Here is a 16,474-nt window from a genome sequence, read left to right as displayed (position 1 = left end):
TGATAAGCGGAGTAGACACGAAAAATCGTGCTTTGAAAGAGTAAACAAAAAAGTACGGATTGAGTGCTTAAGCCTAATAATTCGAGATTTCAATCAGGTTACCGTCAGGATCTCGAATATAAACAGAAACTATTTTTCCCATTGCACCGGTTCGCGGCACAGGGCCTTCTTCTATCAAGACGTTTTGCGCTTGAATATGTTCGGCTACCTCAGCAATTGGTATATTGGTAACAAAGCAGAGGTCTGCACTACCGACCTGTACACACCTTGCCTTTGGTTCGAACTCGTTACCACTGAGGTGTAAATTGATTTTCTGCGTCCCAAATGACAACGCCAACCTGCCCTCGCCAAATTCAATAGGCTTCATTCCAAGCACCCGCTGATAAAAGTCGACCGTAACTTGTAAATCACTCACGGTTAATACCAAGTGATCCAACTGACTAATTTCCATTCTGTCCTTCCTGTAACTTAGAGTGATAAAGGTTTATTGGGCGATGGCTTAACACAGTTAGGTCAATAACCTCATTCGACAACCTACATGACGCATAGCTAATAACTAGTTAAAGACATGTAGGTTGAAATTGCTTAACTTAGCCTTCGCGCTTATTGAGCGTGTAGGAAACTAAATTATCATCACCTACCTTGAACACCCAAACATTGTCGCCATCGACAAATTGAAATTGATTGTTAGATTCAGCCGGCTTTAGTTGGCCAATAAATTCAGACAATGCTGACTGGTTGATGATGAAGCTTCCTTCTGAAGTATTAGCATCCAGATCGTTATTCACTTCAATCTTCACGGTAGCTTCAGGCAAAATGTCGGGTAACCAACCTCTGTCAAACAAGCGCTCGTCTTTCGCTTGCGCATAAGTCGAGTACTCATCGCTGACCACATCTGAGCAGCCAGACATTAAAGCCAAAGCCGAAAATAGAGCAGGAAATAAAGCGTTAATTTTCATTTGGTTACCATGATTTGAATGCTGGTATCTAAGATCGTACTTTGCAATAGCAACCTCAGTTCCATTTATAAAGGTCGATTTTATAAATAATTGCAGTTACCATTCAACTCAATTGACTTTATTTACATACAGTTATGTTATTGAATATTAGATTCTTGTTTCGATAAGCTGTTCTTTATTACTCAATAGCTCAGCTCTTACTTCACGAATAGGACGAAGCATCTCTTGTAAACGCTCCTTCATTACTTTCTAGTTGCAGCCCTAATCTTTACCTAAACACAGTTCAGTGATTCGGTCACACATGGCTTGATTGACCGTAAAATGAGTGTTGAGGAACGCTAGTTGAGCAAGAGCAGACTCAGCAGTACGCTCGTAACCTTGGGTAAAGTTTGGTAGCAGTTGGGCAAATTTAGGAAAGCGCGCTTCCAACCTTCTATCCGACATAAATTCATCAACGAATTCAGGCTCAGACTGTTCAATTTGATCCACAAGATCAATTAAACGATCGAGAGCGTAAGATTGAACAAACCGACTGCCCGACAGCTTTTCACCTCGGTTATAACGAGACATACCCACATAAAGATTGGTAAGTGCTTCGCCTATGATCCACTCTTGCGAATTGGCCTCTGCCTCCGCCTTTTGGGGTGGGATACAGCACTGAGTATCAAATTCAGGTTGCTGCCAAACTATGCGCCCTTCTGCAAATGGGATATGCGCTAATTCGTGGGGTTCAAACACTGCAAACTCACAAAAGATTCCGTCAGCGTACAGGACCTTATAGCCATCGACGGTATTTCTCACTGCGTAGTCGATTGGGTGAATATCAGATAGCCAATGCAAACTGTCTAAGAAATACTGCTTGTGTCCAGCTTGTACTATCGCGAAAAAATCGACATCTGAATACTGATCAAGCCGTTCCGTTTCAATACCCACTGAGCCCAACCCCAGTAAAGCATGAGCCTTACCCGATGCTTCCAAAGATCCCCCAATCGCATCTAAGCGCTGTAGTAATTTTTCTGGTGTGTTGATGTGTCTTGTCTGGTTCACTTTATCCGTTTGCATTGCTCAATCCCTATCAAGTTGAATGCCACTCAACCTAACTGATAGTTAGAACATCTAAGAAGCTTAATTTATAAAATGTGTGTTTGGGATAACGATCTGCGCAAGTTATTGTTTGAATTACGGTGGGGGGTTAGAGGTGAGAAAGAGTGTGTTCAAGCGATAAACAACACTCTTCTATCATGACTTATCGTTTTAACAGCTCTAGGGTTAAACCGATGACTTAGCTAAGTACGCTGCCATTTCTTGTGATGGCACCATGCCTCCGCCAGTCGCCCAGACAAGGTGTGTTGCATTCGCTAGCATCGACTCATCAACTTCTAGACGAGCAAGGTATTCACTATTTTGCTCAACATGAATCGCACCCGGCATACCCGCTAATGCTGACGGCTCAAGTTGAATGCCCTCTGCTTGGTTCAGTTCGCCTAACAATCGATACATGCGTTCATCGGTTAATGTGTAATAACCATCAAGCAAGCGCTCCATCGCACGACCGACAAAGCCCGATGCTCGGCCCACCGCCAAACCATCCGCAGCTGTTAAGTTATCGATACCAAGATCTTGCACCGCAATCTCATCATGCAACCCAGTGTGAACACCGAGCAACATACAAGGAGAATGGGTCGGCTCAGCAAAAATACAATGAACATGGTTACCAAAAGCCATCTTCAAGCCAAATGCCACACCACCGGGTCCACCACCTACTCCACATGGCAAGTAAACAAATAGTGGGTGTTCTTTATCCACTGAAATGTGTTGTTGTTCAAACTGCTGTTTGAGCCTTTGCCCTGCCACTGAGTAGCCGAGGAACAGGGTTTGCGAGTTTTCATCATCAATGAAAAAGCATCGTGGGTCTTGCTCTGCCTCTTTACGCCCTTGTTCCACTGCAACGCCATAATCTTGTTCATATTCAACAACGTTGACCCCATGTTCACGAAGTTTGCTTTTCTTCCAAGCTCTCGCGTCTGCCGACATGTGAACAGAGACCGTAAAGCCCAATTTTGCACTCATGATACCGATCGACATACCTAGATTACCCGTTGAACCTACTGCAATGCTGTATTGTTGGAAGAAGTCACGAAATTCAGGTTCGAGCAACTTGCTGTAGTCATCACTCTCACACAGTAACCCAGCTTCAATCGCCAGCTTTTCGGCATGCGTTAGCACTTCATAAATACCGCCACGCGCTTTGATTGAACCTGAAATCGGCAAATGGCTATCTTTCTTCATCATCAAGCGTCCTTTGATAGGCTGCTGATAATGCGCTTCTAATGCTGATTTCATCGATGGAATATCAATAAGCTCAGACTCGATGATGCCATTGGTCACTTGAGTTTCAGGAAACGCCTTGGCTAGATAAGGAGCAAACCTTTGCAGCCTCAAGCTCGCATCGTTGATGTCTTTCTTGTCCAAACCTACATAAGGTAACCCCTCTTGGAGTGTTGTGATCTTGGGGTTAAACCAATTTACCTCTTCAAGCGCGATCAAGTTTTTCAGCAGCGGAAAGTTACTGGTAAGCGCATCGATGTTCAAGTCAGAATAATTGTTTAATACAGCCATGGGTTGCCTTATCTAATATTGAGCGTTCTGCTCTCGTTCAATCACTTGGTTATAAGCCTATTAGAACGGTATTTGTGAGATGATTCAATGACCTACATCCTAGCCTTTGTGAGTCAAAGTGACTACATTCTTGCGACGCCATTGGTGGTAACAGTTTTAATGTACTCGCTTCGCGACAAGCCAAATTTACCTTTAAAGCGCTGACTAAAACGCCCTTCCGATTGGTAACCGCAAGACTGAGCCAACATCGCCACATTCTGTTGGCCGTTTTGCATCAGATAAAGCGCGTGACTCAACCTAACTTCAGCCAACACTTCACGATATTGCATACCTTCCAGCTTGAGCTTTCGAATCAGTGTCGCTCGGCTCATCGCGAATTGATCCGCCACCGACTCTAACGGGTGCTTCTCATCGGGTGCATGTGAAAGATAATGGCTGAGCTTTTGGCTAAACGAGACGTTGGCACTGGCAAACAATCGATGCAACACCCCTTTTTCAGCTAATTGCTGGTATAAGCCCTGCAACCAAAACTGTTGAGTCTCTTTGCTCATGCTTTGCGTATCAAACGAAAACAGAGCGTTGAGAGAATCTTGTAAGTTTCGATCGGCTTGCACGGTGGGCAACCCTAGGTCATTCGAACGCTCTTCACTTAGATCAAGCATCGCCTGAGAAGGTTGGAGTTGAAAGCTGAATACTCGAGACAAGAAACGACCTTTCTGAGGCATATTCTCAAAGCTTAATGAAGCGGATGCCTCGCACAATAGCAGCTCAGAATGTGAAAGCTCGGCCGCTGAATCTTTCCAAAACAGTCGCTTACTACCTGAAATGATCTGAATGATACTAGGGGATAGAATCCTCACATTACGCAGTTTTTGTAACTGCTCTGCACGAAATATCGTCACTTGATATTGATGATTCATCTCATCCCCCTTACTTATTATGTACTTGTATCAGCTTTTAACCTACATAGGTTATTAACGTGTATAGGTTGCGGTAAGTTTCGCTTTGTCTAAAGCCATGCTGTTCAACGTGAACCCAACCACAGCCGATGGTGTATTTTCGTCTAGGTCAAGTTTATCCGTTGGTAATGCCCAAACCGTGAATTGGTAACGGTGCATGCCATCTTTTTCAGGAGGACAAGCGCCACCGAAACCAACTGTTCCGTAATCAATGCGACCTTCTTTGCCACCAACTTTAGAGATATCGACACCACGAGGTAACTCGTTCACTGTTGCAGGAATATCGAACGCTACCCAGTGCCAAAAACCGCTTTCGGTTGGTGCATCCGGGTCGTAGGCTGTAATCGCGAAGCTTTTAGTACCTGCCGGTGCGTCTTTCCACATCAATTGTGGTGATAGGTTATCGCCGTCACAACCCCAGCTAGAATATTCAAACGTCTTCGCCATTGGATGACCTTCTTGAATATCGTTACTCGTGAGTTCAAATGCCTGAGCAGAGCCTGCAGCCAAAACACTGATTGCCAATACTGATTTGATGAATAGTTTCATGATGGTTCCTCTTGTTAGGTATGAGCCCAGTATAGTCCTCTCCACCCACTCGATAATGACAATAAGTACACAATTATCTAATTTAACCCAAACAGATGATACTTACTGTATTTTTACTTTATTATTTAAAAGCATGACCCACTCGACAATTTGTTGTTAAAGGAACACTTGTTGACATTCAGGTTACAAATCTCGTCGAAAACTCTTTAGACTCACCCCAACAACTTTTAACGAGAGTAACTGGATGCGCAGGCTGACATTAGCCCTTTGTTTGACTCTTTGGCTCCCTATGCTAGCCAATGCCCAAAGTTTGCAAGACAAGTGGCAAACCCTGTATCAACTGAGCTGGCAATCATCCCCAATCTTGGTTTCTCAACAAGCGTTGGCTCAGTATCCGAAAGTTCTGCTTCATGAAAGTAGTCGCTATCCCGATTTCAACCAATTCAGTTGGGACGACATCGCAGCGTTAGCTTCCATACAAGATCATTGCCAAGCGATTGAAAGCAATAACTCTTCATTAGATGATGCCATCGAGTTCGAACTCGCTTTTTGTCAGCAACAAGCATTGGATTCCATTTGGTTTGCAGCGCATTCCAAACAACACCCCGCCGGTGGAAGTTTTGCTGATCGTTATTTGGCAACTTACCCAGACGTAGGCGAGCAAATTCGCCCATTTTTGAGTATTACCAACCCTCAACACCCTTTATATTCCAAGCTAGCAGCACTATCCGCTCAAGGCAGAGAAGCACTACTCAATGGGTACCGCGCTTGGCAGCAAGACGATGTACTTTGGTTAAGTGGTGAACAAGGCTGGAAAGCCATTCCCTTAGATGTTTGGCAACCTATCGCAGAACAGCAAGGGCTATCATTAACGGGTGAAACCTGCTCTTTTCGTTACAGCAATTTGTGCTTAAGCGAGCTTAGCAATGACAACCTGGTCATGAAAACATTGATCTTTTTATTGCTGTTAACGTTGCTTTCCGGGCTCGGTAGAGCCTTATACCTAAGAACAAAACAGCGCAAAGAGAGGCAGTTCGTTTTACAGCTTCTTACTCATGAGCTGCGCACGCCCATTACTAGCCTAGGCTTGACCGTCGAGATGTTCCGAAATCGCTACGATGACTTTTCTGATGAGACTCAAAGTGCGGTTTGGCGCTTAATATCTGACTATCAAAGGCTCTCTCAGCTCACCGAAAACAGCAAAGTGTACTTAAGTTCGGATCAGTCAGAACCTTTGTTAAAGCAAAACGCATCATTAGAAGAGTGGCTCGACCATGTATGTGATAAACACAATATTTCTTATCAATGTGAAGCGCGTGAAGTTGAACTCAACTTGCCTTATTACTGGCTAACCATCTGCTTGGATAATCTAATCAAGAATGCTAAACAACACGGTAAAGGTGAGGTTTTGGTAAAGGCCGAACTCGGAGACAAGCTGACGATTGAAGTGCAAGACGAGGGGCACTTCCCTTCGCCGATACAACGAATCATATCCCGTATCACACCAAGTGAAGCGCACAAACAAGATAACATGGGCATTGGCCTGACTATTGTCGAACACTTGATGCAACAAGCGAATGGCCGCCTCATTATTCTTCGTAATCCTACCCGCTGTATTTTGGAAATTGCTTATGAACACCCTACTGCTGATTGAAGACGACCATCTGCTTGGACAAGGGCTCGTCAGCTTCTTTGAGTCCAATGGTTACCAATGCCTTTGGGCTAAGGATTCAGAGAGTGCCAGCAAGCAATGGTTTCGAGCCGATCTGGTGATACTAGACCGACAGCTTGAAGACGGCGACAGCTTGCAACACCTTCCAAATTGGTTGCTCCTCAAAGCGCTGCCTGTGATTGTGTTAACCGCTAAAGTAGAAGTTCAGCAACGCGTTGAAGGGTTAATGGCGGGCGCTAAAGATTACGTCACTAAGCCATTTTCTAACGATGAATTACTCGCTCGCGTCATTACTCAGCTTCGTCCGTTAGGTGTTAGCCACTTAAATTACGCCAACATCCAAATCAACTTGTCGGAGCGAATCGCTTATCTGGACGAAAGCCCAATCACATTAAAACCTAAAGAGTTTCAGCTATTGGTATTGTTTGTTCAGAACCAAAGCCGTGTGTTTCACCGAGATGAGTTACTCAATAAAATTTGGGGTTATCAAGCTTTTCCTAGTACCCGAACTATTGATAATCACATACTGCGCTTGCGTCAGAAATTACCAACGTTAAATATCGAAACACACCGCGGCGTTGGTTACCGCTTGGCTGGAGAATTATAATGAGAGTCACTTCATTGACCGCACTGCTCTGCACATTACCATTCGTAAGTCATGCGGCTTGGTTTACCGACACGCCATTACAGCACACCTATCAATCGCTGCTTGATGACCAACCTCAAGTTGCGTGGCAAGAGCTTCAAATCGCACTCAATCAACAAACACTAGATAGTGAGCTTTGGCTGCCGGTCAAACAAGAGATCTTAAACCAAACTCAATGTGGAACCTCACTAAAACAAAGTGCTGAGCCCAAACACCACATTCAAGTGAGCTTTATTCGACGCTATGGCCTGTCTTCGCACGGTTATCAAATTAAAGTGTCTGCAGAACAGCTCAGCAAAGCCTCAGAAAACCAGGCTATTTCTCTAGTATCGCCTAAAGGCAAAGTCCTTCTCGAAGGGCAACTCGCTTCCAATAATGAGTATCAAGAGATTGAAACCAATGAAATGTTCGTCAAACCCGAATCTGGTGTCTATCAATTAAAAATAGGTTCAAACCACTACCCCATTGTTGTCGCTTTAAATGACAGCAATCGATGGTTAACGCTCGAAAGTAAACTCAGCGAGCCGCATATCGTCCTCTCACCTCCAAAGGTAATCGACAGCTGCCCTGACGCTAATGTGAGTTGGCAATGGTTTGATGAAAACTACAAGCTATTAGGTTACAAAGTGCCAATCAAAACAACGCAAGCACCCGTTCCCACAGAAAGTCCACTAGGAGCTATAGCCAAACATTTGAGTGCTTCGGTTGAGGTGTTTGAATATCAAGGTGCTATTGAAGTCCAATATGTACAGCGAGTCGCGGTGCCTTTCTAAATGAACACCAGTAAATCCAAATAGAAAATAGAAAATAGAGACATATAGGTGACAAAGCACTAACGCTACTTGGATGTAATAACCGTACTTACCCTTTACGGAATCTAGATATGCTCAGCGTACGTCACCCACTCAATCTTTCTACTTTTGCCATTCTGGCTTTAACTACAACTTGCTTGTTTTCATCCAATACACAAGCGAGCCAATTCACGCTCACCAGTAACAACAACTTTAGTGGAAACAGTATTAGCAACAACGCAAACACCACCACTACCAACAATACTGTCTCTATTTCATCAAATACTTTAGAGATAGATTGGAACGGCTTAAGTGTAAACAGCGGTGCTCTCACCGTTGATAGCCAACCGCAGAGAGCGACCAATCTTGTCATTGGCTTTTCCGATAAAACTGGCTCAGCAAGAATCGCAACTTGGACCTTAGTGCCTAGTGGGATAGACGTTGAAGCAGAGCTTAATCAAGACCAGCTCACTTTTCAGTTCAGCTTACCTTCGAATATTCAGGTAAAACGAAACGAACCCATTAAGTTGGCGTGGTTTGATCTTGCTGAAAAACAAACTCAGACACTATTTCTACCCTTTAGCGAAGGCATGCGTATACCTACTGATAACAAGCTTTGGGCAAACTATCTCGTAGGCAACCATTCTGGAAGCAACACCACTCAAGATCTAAAGATACCTTTTTGGACGGTGCAGCAAAACAACCGCTTCATTAGCTATCAGATGGTTAATGCGACCAATAATCAACTGCTCTTTTCAGATGCAGCCTCAGATACCTCTTCTCATTCAAAAACCAAAATTGACATGAAAGCATCACACCAATTTACGATGCTCAATCAATCGCAGCCTTTTGTCGTTCATATCACCCTTAGTGACTCATGGTTAGATGGAGCAAAACACTATCGCGAATGGCGCATCGAAAATGACTATTCTGAAACACTGGTTGCCAAACAAAAGCGCAACCCAGATGTGAGTAAGCTAATCGGCGCTAGCCACGTTTACCTGTTTGGTAAAGATCCATTGAGCATCCAAGATGTCAGTGACTGGTGGGGATTAAAAGCGTGGTATTTAGAGAATTCTAAACTCAGTGTTTCTGCGGAAGCGAAAAAAGAGCTTTCATCACTCTCCAAGGGCAAAGGTTGGTTCAGTCAGCACCACAAACAACTATTGTTGGACTCTATCAGCCAGTCATTGCAGGAACTATTTCCTGTTGATAAACCGACACTAGAAAACAACACCATAAAAGCACAATACAAGGCAGCACAAAATAAGAAAAATTGGTTGGTTGAACACGCCTCCCCATACTTAAACTCGTCAGACACTTGGGGACAAGCGCTGTCTTCAGATATGGTCGCCAATCTGAATAAGGCAGGATTAAACAAACTTTGGCTCGGGTTCGACAACTGGATGCCAGCATTTTATCAACCTAACGCTGTTACTCAGGCAAAACAGTCCGGATACCTCGTCGGTACCTACGACTCTTACAACACAGCCATTCCTGCCAAGCTGAACGACAACTGGCTAACCGCTCAATTGCCAGAGCCGATGCGTCAGAGTTGTGCCATTGAGTTGTCAGATGGCAGCTTAAAAAAAGGGTTTCGAGGGAACGGTTTTTATTTAAACCCGAATTGTCATTTAGATTACGTAAAGCAGCGTGCTCAAGACATTATGAGATTCGGTAACTTCGACAGCTTGTTCTTAGATGTTGATGCAACTGCAATGGCACGTGAAGATTACCGTGATAATACCAGTGAGTCACAGATGCTCGTTGCCTTCAATAAGCGAATGCAGTGGCTAAGTGACCAACCAAATTTGTTGCTTGGTTCTGAAGATGGCAATGCCCCGACGACAAAGGGCATTGTGTTTGCACATGGCTTAGAAACGGTTGGATTTGGTTGGACAGATAAAGACATGAAAGAGAATCGTCAGTCTCCCTTTTACTTAGGCCGTTGGTATCCAGACCACAAGCCCGACTTCTTCTTTAAACCTGCCGAGGTTAAAGAGCCCTACAGGTCACTACTGTTTTTGCCTCAATATCGAATCCCGCTGTACCAAGCGGTTTTCCATGATGAAGTGATCAACACGCACCATTGGCATTCAGATAGTCTTAAGTTCACCAATGTACAAGCAAATCGCGATCTAACTGCCATGCTGTACAACACGCCAGCGATGGTTCATTTAACCAGAGATGAGGCTTTATCAAGTTCAAGCCCAAGGCTTAAGGCATTGAAGCACTATCAAGATGGCTTTGAACCGATGCACAAGCAGTTATGGGATAAGCAGTTGGTCGATTTCGACTGGTTAGACAAAAATGGCGATATTCAACAAACTGAGTTCAGTGACGGGAGTAAGATCATTGCGAACTTCTCCAACAAAGTGTTTCGTCACAATGATATCAATATTGCGGCCCTGTCGGTCAAAGCTATACTCGCGAATACACAGGTCATCGACTGGCAGCCCAGCTACCGTTAACGTCGATACGTTTAGACAATAACGAAAAATAGGAAACCTAAGCACTGATTAAATCGCTAAGAATGACCCAGTTGCTTTTGCTTCCTATTTTGAAAGGCAGTCAGTAGATAATCGATAAAGACTTTCTTACGTTTCGGCATCAGCTGCCTGTCGGCATACACAAGGCTTACAGAAACTTCTGGCATCTGATATTCCGGCAATAAACGAATCAACTTGCCTGTTTTGAAGTGCTCGCGACAAATGAACTCCGGAAGCACTGCCAAGCCAAGCCCATCAACACACGCCGTTAAACATGCAGTGATGGTATTCACCCGCAACTGACACGGCAGATCGATCAAAACCGACTCACCGCCTTCCAATTGCAAATGCCACTTGGGTAAACGTGCGGCTTTGTTCACCACTTCAATCATTCTGAATGGCGGTTTAAGGTCATCGGGTGATGAGATCTCACCGAACTGCTCTAAATAGTCAGGGCTCGCCACCAAAGCGCGCATCGAGTTGGTTAAGTATCGAGAAACTAAATTGGAATCAACCAATTCACCGATTTGCGCGTATAAGTCTATCCCTTCACCGATGATGTCGACTTCTCGGTTGGTTAACTCTAAATTCATCGACACATGTGGGTGCTCTAAAAGGAAACTATGAATGTAAGTCGCCAACACTTGATGCCCCAACTCCACAGGCAAAACAACATTGAGCGGCCCTCGAATCAAATCCTGATTGGCAGAAACCTCTAACTCGGCTTGGTTCATGATCTCTTGCATCTGCATGCTCGACTGATAAAAGCGTTTACCCTCTGGCGTTAAGATTAAACTTCGTGTCGAACGAGTGATCAATCTCACACCTAAATGCTGTTCCAACTCGTCAAGCTTTCGGCTGACGGTCGACTTGGTCATGTTCAATGCTTCAGCTGCGTGTGTGAAGCTCCCACAATCAACCACTTGCGTAAAAACAGTGACAGCGTTTAAGTCCATCGTACTTCTCCCAAAGCTCTATTAGTTAGATTTTTGCAACAGTGTTTCCCTTTATTCCTATCTTATCAATCAATCGAATTCATTTACAATTCGTTACATCTAAATAAAAACAAAATGAGAAATAAAAATGACAGAGAACAACACCACTTCGCAAACAGTAAGCACAAAAAAACGTAAAAAAGCTCCGCTTATTGCAACTGCGATCATGCTGTCATTGGGTTTGGCCGGTGCTGGATATTGGTACGGCTATGGCCAGTACTTTGAATCTACTGATAATGCCTACCTACAAGGCGACATCACTAATATTAGCCCTAAGGTCTCTGGCTATATCTTTAAGTCTTACGTAAGCGACAACCAATCGGTTAAAGAAGGTGATTTGTTAGTTCAAATCGATGATCGTGATTACCAGTCAGCACTCGCTCAAGCAAACGCCCATTTAAGCGTCGTGCAATCAGACGTTAAAAATTTAATGGCACAAGAAACGTTACAACGTAGCAAAATCAACCAAGCCAAAAGTGGTGTCGATTCTGCTGAAGCTGAATACGAACGTGCCATTCAACAAGTTGTTCGCTCTCGCAGCTTGTTGAAACGTAATTACGCTTCGCAAGATGAAGTCGACAGCATGGTTGCACAACAAAAAGTGACTCAAGCGGACTTAGAAGAAGCAAAAGCAAACCTCGTCGCAACCAATGATCAGTTGGTCGTTATAGCGAGCGAAATCGAACAAGCAAAAGCGTCAGTAACTGAAGCCAGAGCGCTTCAAGAGCAAGCTCAGCTTAACCTAGATTACACCAAAGTATACGCCCCTGCAGACGGCGTAATTGGTAAACGCAGTGTTCGTGAAGGCTTATTGATTCAAGCAGGTGCTCCGCTTATGAGTTTGGTGCCAAATAATCAAGTGTGGATCGAAGCAAACTTCAAAGAAACACAGCTAAGCGGGATTCATAAAGGTCAGAGTGTGGAAGTAGAGTTGGATGCATTCCCAGGACAACCTCTTGAAGGCGTCGTTGATAGTTTCTCTCCTGCTACTGGAGCGAAATTCGCCCTACTACCACCAGAGAACGCAACAGGTAACTTCACTAAAATCGTTCAACGTGTGCCTGTAAAAATTACCATTCCAGATCAAAAAGATCTCAAAGGCCGATTGCTTCCTGGTTTATCTGTCGTTGCGACAATCGATAAACGAGGCTAATCATGAGTAGCGCTGCGGTTATAACCCCTACCAATGAAGAGAACGAGGTACCAAGACGCCATTGGATAGCTCTGTTTGGTGGTCTAATTGGCGCGTTTATGGCGATCTTGGATATCCAGATCACCAACTCGTCTCTGAAAGATATTCAAGGTGCGCTTTCGGCTACCTTGGATGAAAGCTCGTGGATTTCGACCTCTTACCTAGTCGCAGAAATGATCGCTATACCGCTCAGTGGTTGGCTTTCAAAAGCACTTGGTAAACGCCGTTATTTAACGTGGACCACAGCAATCTTCACAATTTCATCTTTGTTGTGTTCATTCTCATGGAACATGACCTCGATGATCGTGTTCCGTGCGATGCAAGGTTTTAGTGGTGGTGCTTTAATCCCACTCGCATTCTCACTGGTTATTCAGCTGCTGCCAATCAACAAACGCGCTGTAGGTATGGCCTTATTTGGTGTAACCGCAACCTTCGCTCCATCGATCGGCCCAACATTCGGTGGCTGGCTGACGGAGAATTTCTCGTGGCACTATATCTTCTACATCAATATTCCACCGGCTTTGCTTGTGATCACCATGATCCGATATGGCTTAGACGACGAAAAGCTTGACCTTGGTACGCTTAAAAAAGCCGATTGGTTCGGTATCGGAACCATGGCCTTGGGGTTAGGTTGTTTAGAAGTCGTATTAGAAGAAGGTAACCGTGAAGAGTGGTTCAGCTCGAGCTTTATCGTTGGCTTGAGTATTGTGTCTGCGGTGAGTTTGGTTTATTTCGTGATAAACGAGATCCAACACAAAAAACCACTGGTCAACTTGCGGCTATTGCGAAATGGACAGTTTGCGATGTCTTGTATCGCCTATTTGATTCTCGGTATGGCACTGCTTGGCTCTATTTATGTGTTACCAATGTACCTCACTCAAATTCAGCAATATAACGCGATGGAAATTGGTGAAGTACTGATGTGGATGGGTTTCCCACAACTGTTAATCTTCCCAATCGTACCCAAACTAACTCAAGTCGTTAAGCCTAAATACTTGGTGACCTTTGGTTTCGCGATGTTTGGTTTAAGTTGTTATGTGAATACACATATGACGATCGACTTTGGTGGCCAACAGCTGATTTTATCTATGGTTCTACGTGCTATTGGTAGCCCGTTTATCATGGTGCCGCTGTCTTTGGTGGCAATGAAAAACATCAGCAAAATGGACACGCCAGACGCATCAACCTTAACCAACGTAATGCGAAACTTGGGCGGTGCTTTCAGTATCGCGATAATCGCTACGCTACTCGACAACAAAACGCGTGAGCATTTGGCTCACATTAAAGAATCGTTGCCTTCAGTGAGTCAACTAGGTTGGCAAACGCTTCAGCAGCAACAAGCGTTTTTTATTCAGTCAGGAAGTGATGCCGCAACTGCGATGCAACAAGCGCAAGCAAGCTTACTTGGAACAATGCAACGTGACGCTGCCATCATGGCTTACAATGATGTGTTCTTAATGATGACGGCATTCTTGGCTCTAGCTGCAGTATTGATATTGACTATGAGAGATTAAACCTAAAACCAATGTCATCCTAGATTTAACCACACAAAAATATGAAGCCCGGTAACCAATCAGTTACCGGGCTTTTATTGTTTGAATTGCCGTTTCTTAAGAGAAAACAGTTAGTACTTAAACAGTACTTTCACATCACCACTCAACGCAGATTCGTCAACATAACCAATAGCATTGGCGTTTGAAGAAACGTGATTAATAACGGCGCTGTAATCTGCAACTTGAACAGGGGCTTCTGCTTTACCAGTAAATACCAAACGAGCCCACGCTGATTGCAGTTGAGATTCAGAGCGTCCCGTTGCTACTTCATGGAAAGCAATACGACCAGCGGCACCATCAACAAGTTCTACAATTTGCGCTTTGCTACCATTACCCAGTTGGTTTGATTTACCCATGAATAATTTTTTCACATCCGCGCTCGATAAAGCGTCAACACCTGCGCTATTGCCGATAACAACCATACCTGCAGAAGCATTAAACGAAATGAATGTTGCTGCCATAAGCGTAAGTATCTTTTTCATACTGATACCTTAGAATACGAAATCTAATTTAGCTGAATACAAGATTGAATCATCTTCAAAGAAATTGCCCGTTGCGACGAATGGATTTGCGGTAGTTTCTATATTCTCTTGGAAGCCACCGCTGGTACCTTTGTAGTCAACATAAGTCACATCGACTTTAAGCGACATGTTCTTAGCAAAATCCCAGCGAGAACCAACTGCATAAGACAATCTCTCGTAGTTCATTGCTTCTCTTAGAGATGAAGAAGGTAGATTCACACGCTCTTCGTTATCTGTTGTTTCAACCCAGTTAACAGTAAAGTACGGGGTAAACTCATTCACTCTATAACCAATCAATGTTGAAATAGATTGGTAATCATAAAACTCACCATCAAGCTGTACATCCGCACCTTCGATGTTTGCGATTAAATCACCGTTATCATATTGCGCACCAAGTGAAATAAACTGACCGTCTTTGCTATCCAACATCTCAGCCATTTGGCAGTAAACATCAGAAGATGTCTTAAAATCACAAGATGGATTTGACTCAGCGACAAAGTAAGAGCCGCGGAATGTGAAATCGTTGACGTTCCAGTTCGCACTTAAACCCATCAATTTATCGAGCTTAACTTCGCCAACGATCGAATCGTCTTCATCGATCGTGCCGACCCCAACAACAGGTTGAATCAGTAAGCTTGAATTTTCTAACTCCACAGGGATCAATAAATCAATACCGGTGTAGTTTTTTAGAACGATGTTTTCATATAGCTCTTGAGACGGGCGAATCATAGGATATGCGTAACCTAGATCCGTATAGTCAGAATAGAAGAACAGAGGCAAACGCAACTTACCAGCGCGAGCTGTAAAACTATCAAAGTCGTACGATGCATAAGCCATCTCGATCTTTGGTTCGTAATCATAGCGACTGTTCGCAACGATCTGAGTAACGAATTTCGCTCTCTCATTCACCTGGAAGTCAAACTGAAGACCAGCAAGCGTTTCTTGCTCCCACTGAAGGTTTTCACTCGTGTACCCCGCATAATTAACATCATTGTTCGCTTTGCCGATACCTACGGAACCAAAACCACTGATATTAATATCTTCCATACTTGCAGCATTAGCGGGCTTTGTTGCGTAATTCATTGGAACTAAATCCAGAACCTACGATCTGATCAGTTACGTCCACTCTCTCTCTCGAAGCTCTATGCCTAAACCTCGTTACAAAACAACTAACTGGACGCAATACAACAAAGCCTTAATAAACCGTGGTTCTCTGACCTTTTGGATTGATGAAGAAGCAATAAGTGGGTGGACGCAAAGCAAACAGAATAAGCGCGGGAGGCCACGTCGGTTCAGTGATTTAGCTATTACGACAGCACTTATGGTCAAACGAGTTTTTTCTATGCCATTGAGAGCGCTTCAAGGATTTATCGACTCGATATTTAGGCTAACCCATGTACCGTTAAGTTGTCCGCATTACACCTGCATCAGTCGTAGAGCCAAGCAAGTTGAGGTTTCATTTAAGACTAAAACGAGAGGAGCGATACAGCATCTAGCCATTGATGCTACTGGCCTTAAGGTTTATGGCG

At 44.0% G+C, this 16,474-nt stretch carries 16 protein-coding genes; 7 read left to right on the top strand and 9 right to left on the bottom strand.

Translation table 11 applies throughout. The annotated features are described in order from the left end of the window. Positions 1-73: 73 nt before the first annotated feature. The 6 genes from BCT34_RS12815 to BCT34_RS12790 form a co-directional block, all read right to left on the bottom strand. Positions 74-451, bottom strand: a complete 378-nt coding sequence (locus tag BCT34_RS12815) for a VOC family protein (RefSeq protein ID WP_076650672.1) — start codon at positions 449-451, stop codon at positions 74-76. Between the two features lie 139 nt (positions 452-590). Next, entirely contained in the window at positions 591-959 is a 369-nt protein-coding gene (locus tag BCT34_RS12810) for a hypothetical protein (protein WP_076650671.1), read from the bottom strand. Positions 960-1,220: 261 nt separating this feature from the next. Then, on the bottom strand, positions 1,221-2,021 hold the full coding sequence (locus BCT34_RS12805; RefSeq protein WP_076650670.1) for a hypothetical protein: 801 nt from the start codon (positions 2,019-2,021) through the stop codon (positions 1,221-1,223). Positions 2,022-2,228: 207 nt separating this feature from the next. Beyond that, positions 2,229-3,578, bottom strand: a complete 1,350-nt coding sequence (locus BCT34_RS12800; RefSeq protein WP_076650669.1) for a D-serine ammonia-lyase — start codon at positions 3,576-3,578, stop codon at positions 2,229-2,231. A gap of 122 nt (positions 3,579-3,700) precedes the next feature. Beyond that, the gene (locus BCT34_RS12795) at positions 3,701-4,498 is read right to left on the bottom strand and encodes a helix-turn-helix transcriptional regulator (RefSeq protein WP_102305856.1); all 798 of its coding nucleotides are present in this window, start codon (positions 4,496-4,498) and stop codon (positions 3,701-3,703) included. 54 nt (positions 4,499-4,552) lie between these two features. Continuing rightward, complete coding sequence (locus BCT34_RS12790) at positions 4,553-5,086, bottom strand: YbhB/YbcL family Raf kinase inhibitor-like protein (protein WP_076650667.1); 534 nt, start codon at positions 5,084-5,086, stop codon at positions 4,553-4,555. Between the two features lie 244 nt (positions 5,087-5,330). Here BCT34_RS12790 and BCT34_RS12785 point away from each other — a divergent pair, with 244 nt between their 5' ends. From BCT34_RS12785 to BCT34_RS12770, 4 genes are all read left to right on the top strand, one after another. Then, a complete protein-coding gene (locus BCT34_RS12785; protein WP_076650666.1) occupies positions 5,331-6,740 on the top strand; it encodes a DUF3404 domain-containing protein in 1,410 nt (469 codons plus the stop codon). Next, on the top strand, positions 6,718-7,365 hold the full coding sequence (locus BCT34_RS12780) for a response regulator transcription factor (protein ID WP_076650665.1): 648 nt from the start codon (positions 6,718-6,720) through the stop codon (positions 7,363-7,365). Before BCT34_RS12785 ends, BCT34_RS12780 begins: the two co-directional genes overlap by 23 nt. Continuing rightward, positions 7,365-8,177: a DUF2861 family protein gene (locus BCT34_RS12775; RefSeq protein ID WP_076650663.1), complete on the top strand. Its 813-nt coding sequence runs from the start codon at positions 7,365-7,367 to the stop codon at positions 8,175-8,177. Before BCT34_RS12780 ends, BCT34_RS12775 begins: the two co-directional genes overlap by 1 nt. A gap of 110 nt (positions 8,178-8,287) precedes the next feature. Further along, positions 8,288-10,666 carry a glycoside hydrolase gene (locus BCT34_RS12770; protein ID WP_076650662.1) on the top strand — a complete coding sequence of 793 codons (2,379 nt, stop codon included), beginning with the start codon at positions 8,288-8,290 and terminating at the stop codon, positions 10,664-10,666. A 56-nt stretch (positions 10,667-10,722) separates the two neighbouring features. On the opposite strand, the gene BCT34_RS12765 is transcribed toward BCT34_RS12770, so the two are convergent. After that, a complete protein-coding gene (locus BCT34_RS12765; RefSeq protein WP_076650661.1) occupies positions 10,723-11,640 on the bottom strand; it encodes a LysR family transcriptional regulator in 918 nt (305 codons plus the stop codon). Between the two features lie 127 nt (positions 11,641-11,767). On the opposite strand from BCT34_RS12765, the gene BCT34_RS12760 reads away from it, so the two are divergent. Together BCT34_RS12760 and BCT34_RS12755 are read left to right on the top strand one after the other, a co-directional pair. After that, complete coding sequence (locus BCT34_RS12760) at positions 11,768-12,832, top strand: HlyD family secretion protein (protein ID WP_076650660.1); 1,065 nt, start codon at positions 11,768-11,770, stop codon at positions 12,830-12,832. Positions 12,833-12,834: 2 nt separating this feature from the next. After that, positions 12,835-14,385, top strand: coding sequence for a DHA2 family efflux MFS transporter permease subunit (locus BCT34_RS12755; protein ID WP_076650658.1), 1,551 nt, complete (start codon positions 12,835-12,837; stop codon positions 14,383-14,385). A gap of 110 nt (positions 14,386-14,495) precedes the next feature. Here BCT34_RS12755 and BCT34_RS12750 read toward each other — a convergent pair whose 3' ends face one another. Both BCT34_RS12750 and BCT34_RS12745 read right to left on the bottom strand, forming a co-directional pair. Next, entirely contained in the window at positions 14,496-14,906 is a 411-nt protein-coding gene (locus BCT34_RS12750) for a phosphate ABC transporter substrate-binding protein (protein ID WP_076650657.1), read from the bottom strand. A 9-nt stretch (positions 14,907-14,915) separates the two neighbouring features. Continuing rightward, a complete protein-coding gene (locus BCT34_RS12745; RefSeq protein WP_076650655.1) occupies positions 14,916-16,028 on the bottom strand; it encodes a hypothetical protein in 1,113 nt (370 codons plus the stop codon). 61 nt (positions 16,029-16,089) lie between these two features. On the opposite strand from BCT34_RS12745, the gene BCT34_RS12740 reads away from it, so the two are divergent. Next, positions 16,090-16,474 (top strand): IS5 family transposase (locus BCT34_RS12740; protein ID WP_133150997.1); only part of this gene is annotated, 385 nt, incomplete at its 3' end.

The organism is Vibrio sp. 10N.261.45.E2 (assembly GCF_002875705.1).
GTDB lineage: Bacteria > Pseudomonadota > Gammaproteobacteria > Enterobacterales > Vibrionaceae > Vibrio.
The sequence above is the reverse complement of the archived record's forward strand: the minus strand, read 5'-3'. Positions and strand labels throughout refer to the sequence as shown.

What these genes read in the sequence shown, in the direction of transcription:
- BCT34_RS12800 (WP_076650669.1), bottom strand. Translation starts at nt 3,578, where the DNA reads ATGGCTGTATTAAACAATTATTCTGACTTGAACATCGATGCGCTTACC.
- BCT34_RS12770 (WP_076650662.1), top strand. Translation starts at nt 8,288, where the DNA reads ATGCTCAGCGTACGTCACCCACTCAATCTTTCTACTTTTGCCATTCTG.
- BCT34_RS12805 (WP_076650670.1), bottom strand. Translation starts at nt 2,021, where the DNA reads ATGCAAACGGATAAAGTGAACCAGACAAGACACATCAACACACCAGAA.
- BCT34_RS12745 (WP_076650655.1), bottom strand. Translation starts at nt 16,028, where the DNA reads ATGAATTACGCAACAAAGCCCGCTAATGCTGCAAGTATGGAAGATATT.
- BCT34_RS12750 (WP_076650657.1), bottom strand. Translation starts at nt 14,906, where the DNA reads ATGAAAAAGATACTTACGCTTATGGCAGCAACATTCATTTCGTTTAAT.
- BCT34_RS12765 (WP_076650661.1), bottom strand. Translation starts at nt 11,640, where the DNA reads ATGGACTTAAACGCTGTCACTGTTTTTACGCAAGTGGTTGATTGTGGG.
- BCT34_RS12795 (WP_102305856.1), bottom strand. Translation starts at nt 4,498, where the DNA reads ATGAATCATCAATATCAAGTGACGATATTTCGTGCAGAGCAGTTACAA.
- BCT34_RS12815 (WP_076650672.1), bottom strand. Translation starts at nt 451, where the DNA reads ATGGAAATTAGTCAGTTGGATCACTTGGTATTAACCGTGAGTGATTTA.
- BCT34_RS12785 (WP_076650666.1), top strand. Translation starts at nt 5,331, where the DNA reads ATGCGCAGGCTGACATTAGCCCTTTGTTTGACTCTTTGGCTCCCTATG.
- BCT34_RS12780 (WP_076650665.1), top strand. Translation starts at nt 6,718, where the DNA reads ATGAACACCCTACTGCTGATTGAAGACGACCATCTGCTTGGACAAGGG.
- BCT34_RS12775 (WP_076650663.1), top strand. Translation starts at nt 7,365, where the DNA reads ATGAGAGTCACTTCATTGACCGCACTGCTCTGCACATTACCATTCGTA.
- BCT34_RS12760 (WP_076650660.1), top strand. Translation starts at nt 11,768, where the DNA reads ATGACAGAGAACAACACCACTTCGCAAACAGTAAGCACAAAAAAACGT.
- BCT34_RS12790 (WP_076650667.1), bottom strand. Translation starts at nt 5,086, where the DNA reads ATGAAACTATTCATCAAATCAGTATTGGCAATCAGTGTTTTGGCTGCA.
- BCT34_RS12755 (WP_076650658.1), top strand. Translation starts at nt 12,835, where the DNA reads ATGAGTAGCGCTGCGGTTATAACCCCTACCAATGAAGAGAACGAGGTA.
- BCT34_RS12810 (WP_076650671.1), bottom strand. Translation starts at nt 959, where the DNA reads ATGAAAATTAACGCTTTATTTCCTGCTCTATTTTCGGCTTTGGCTTTA.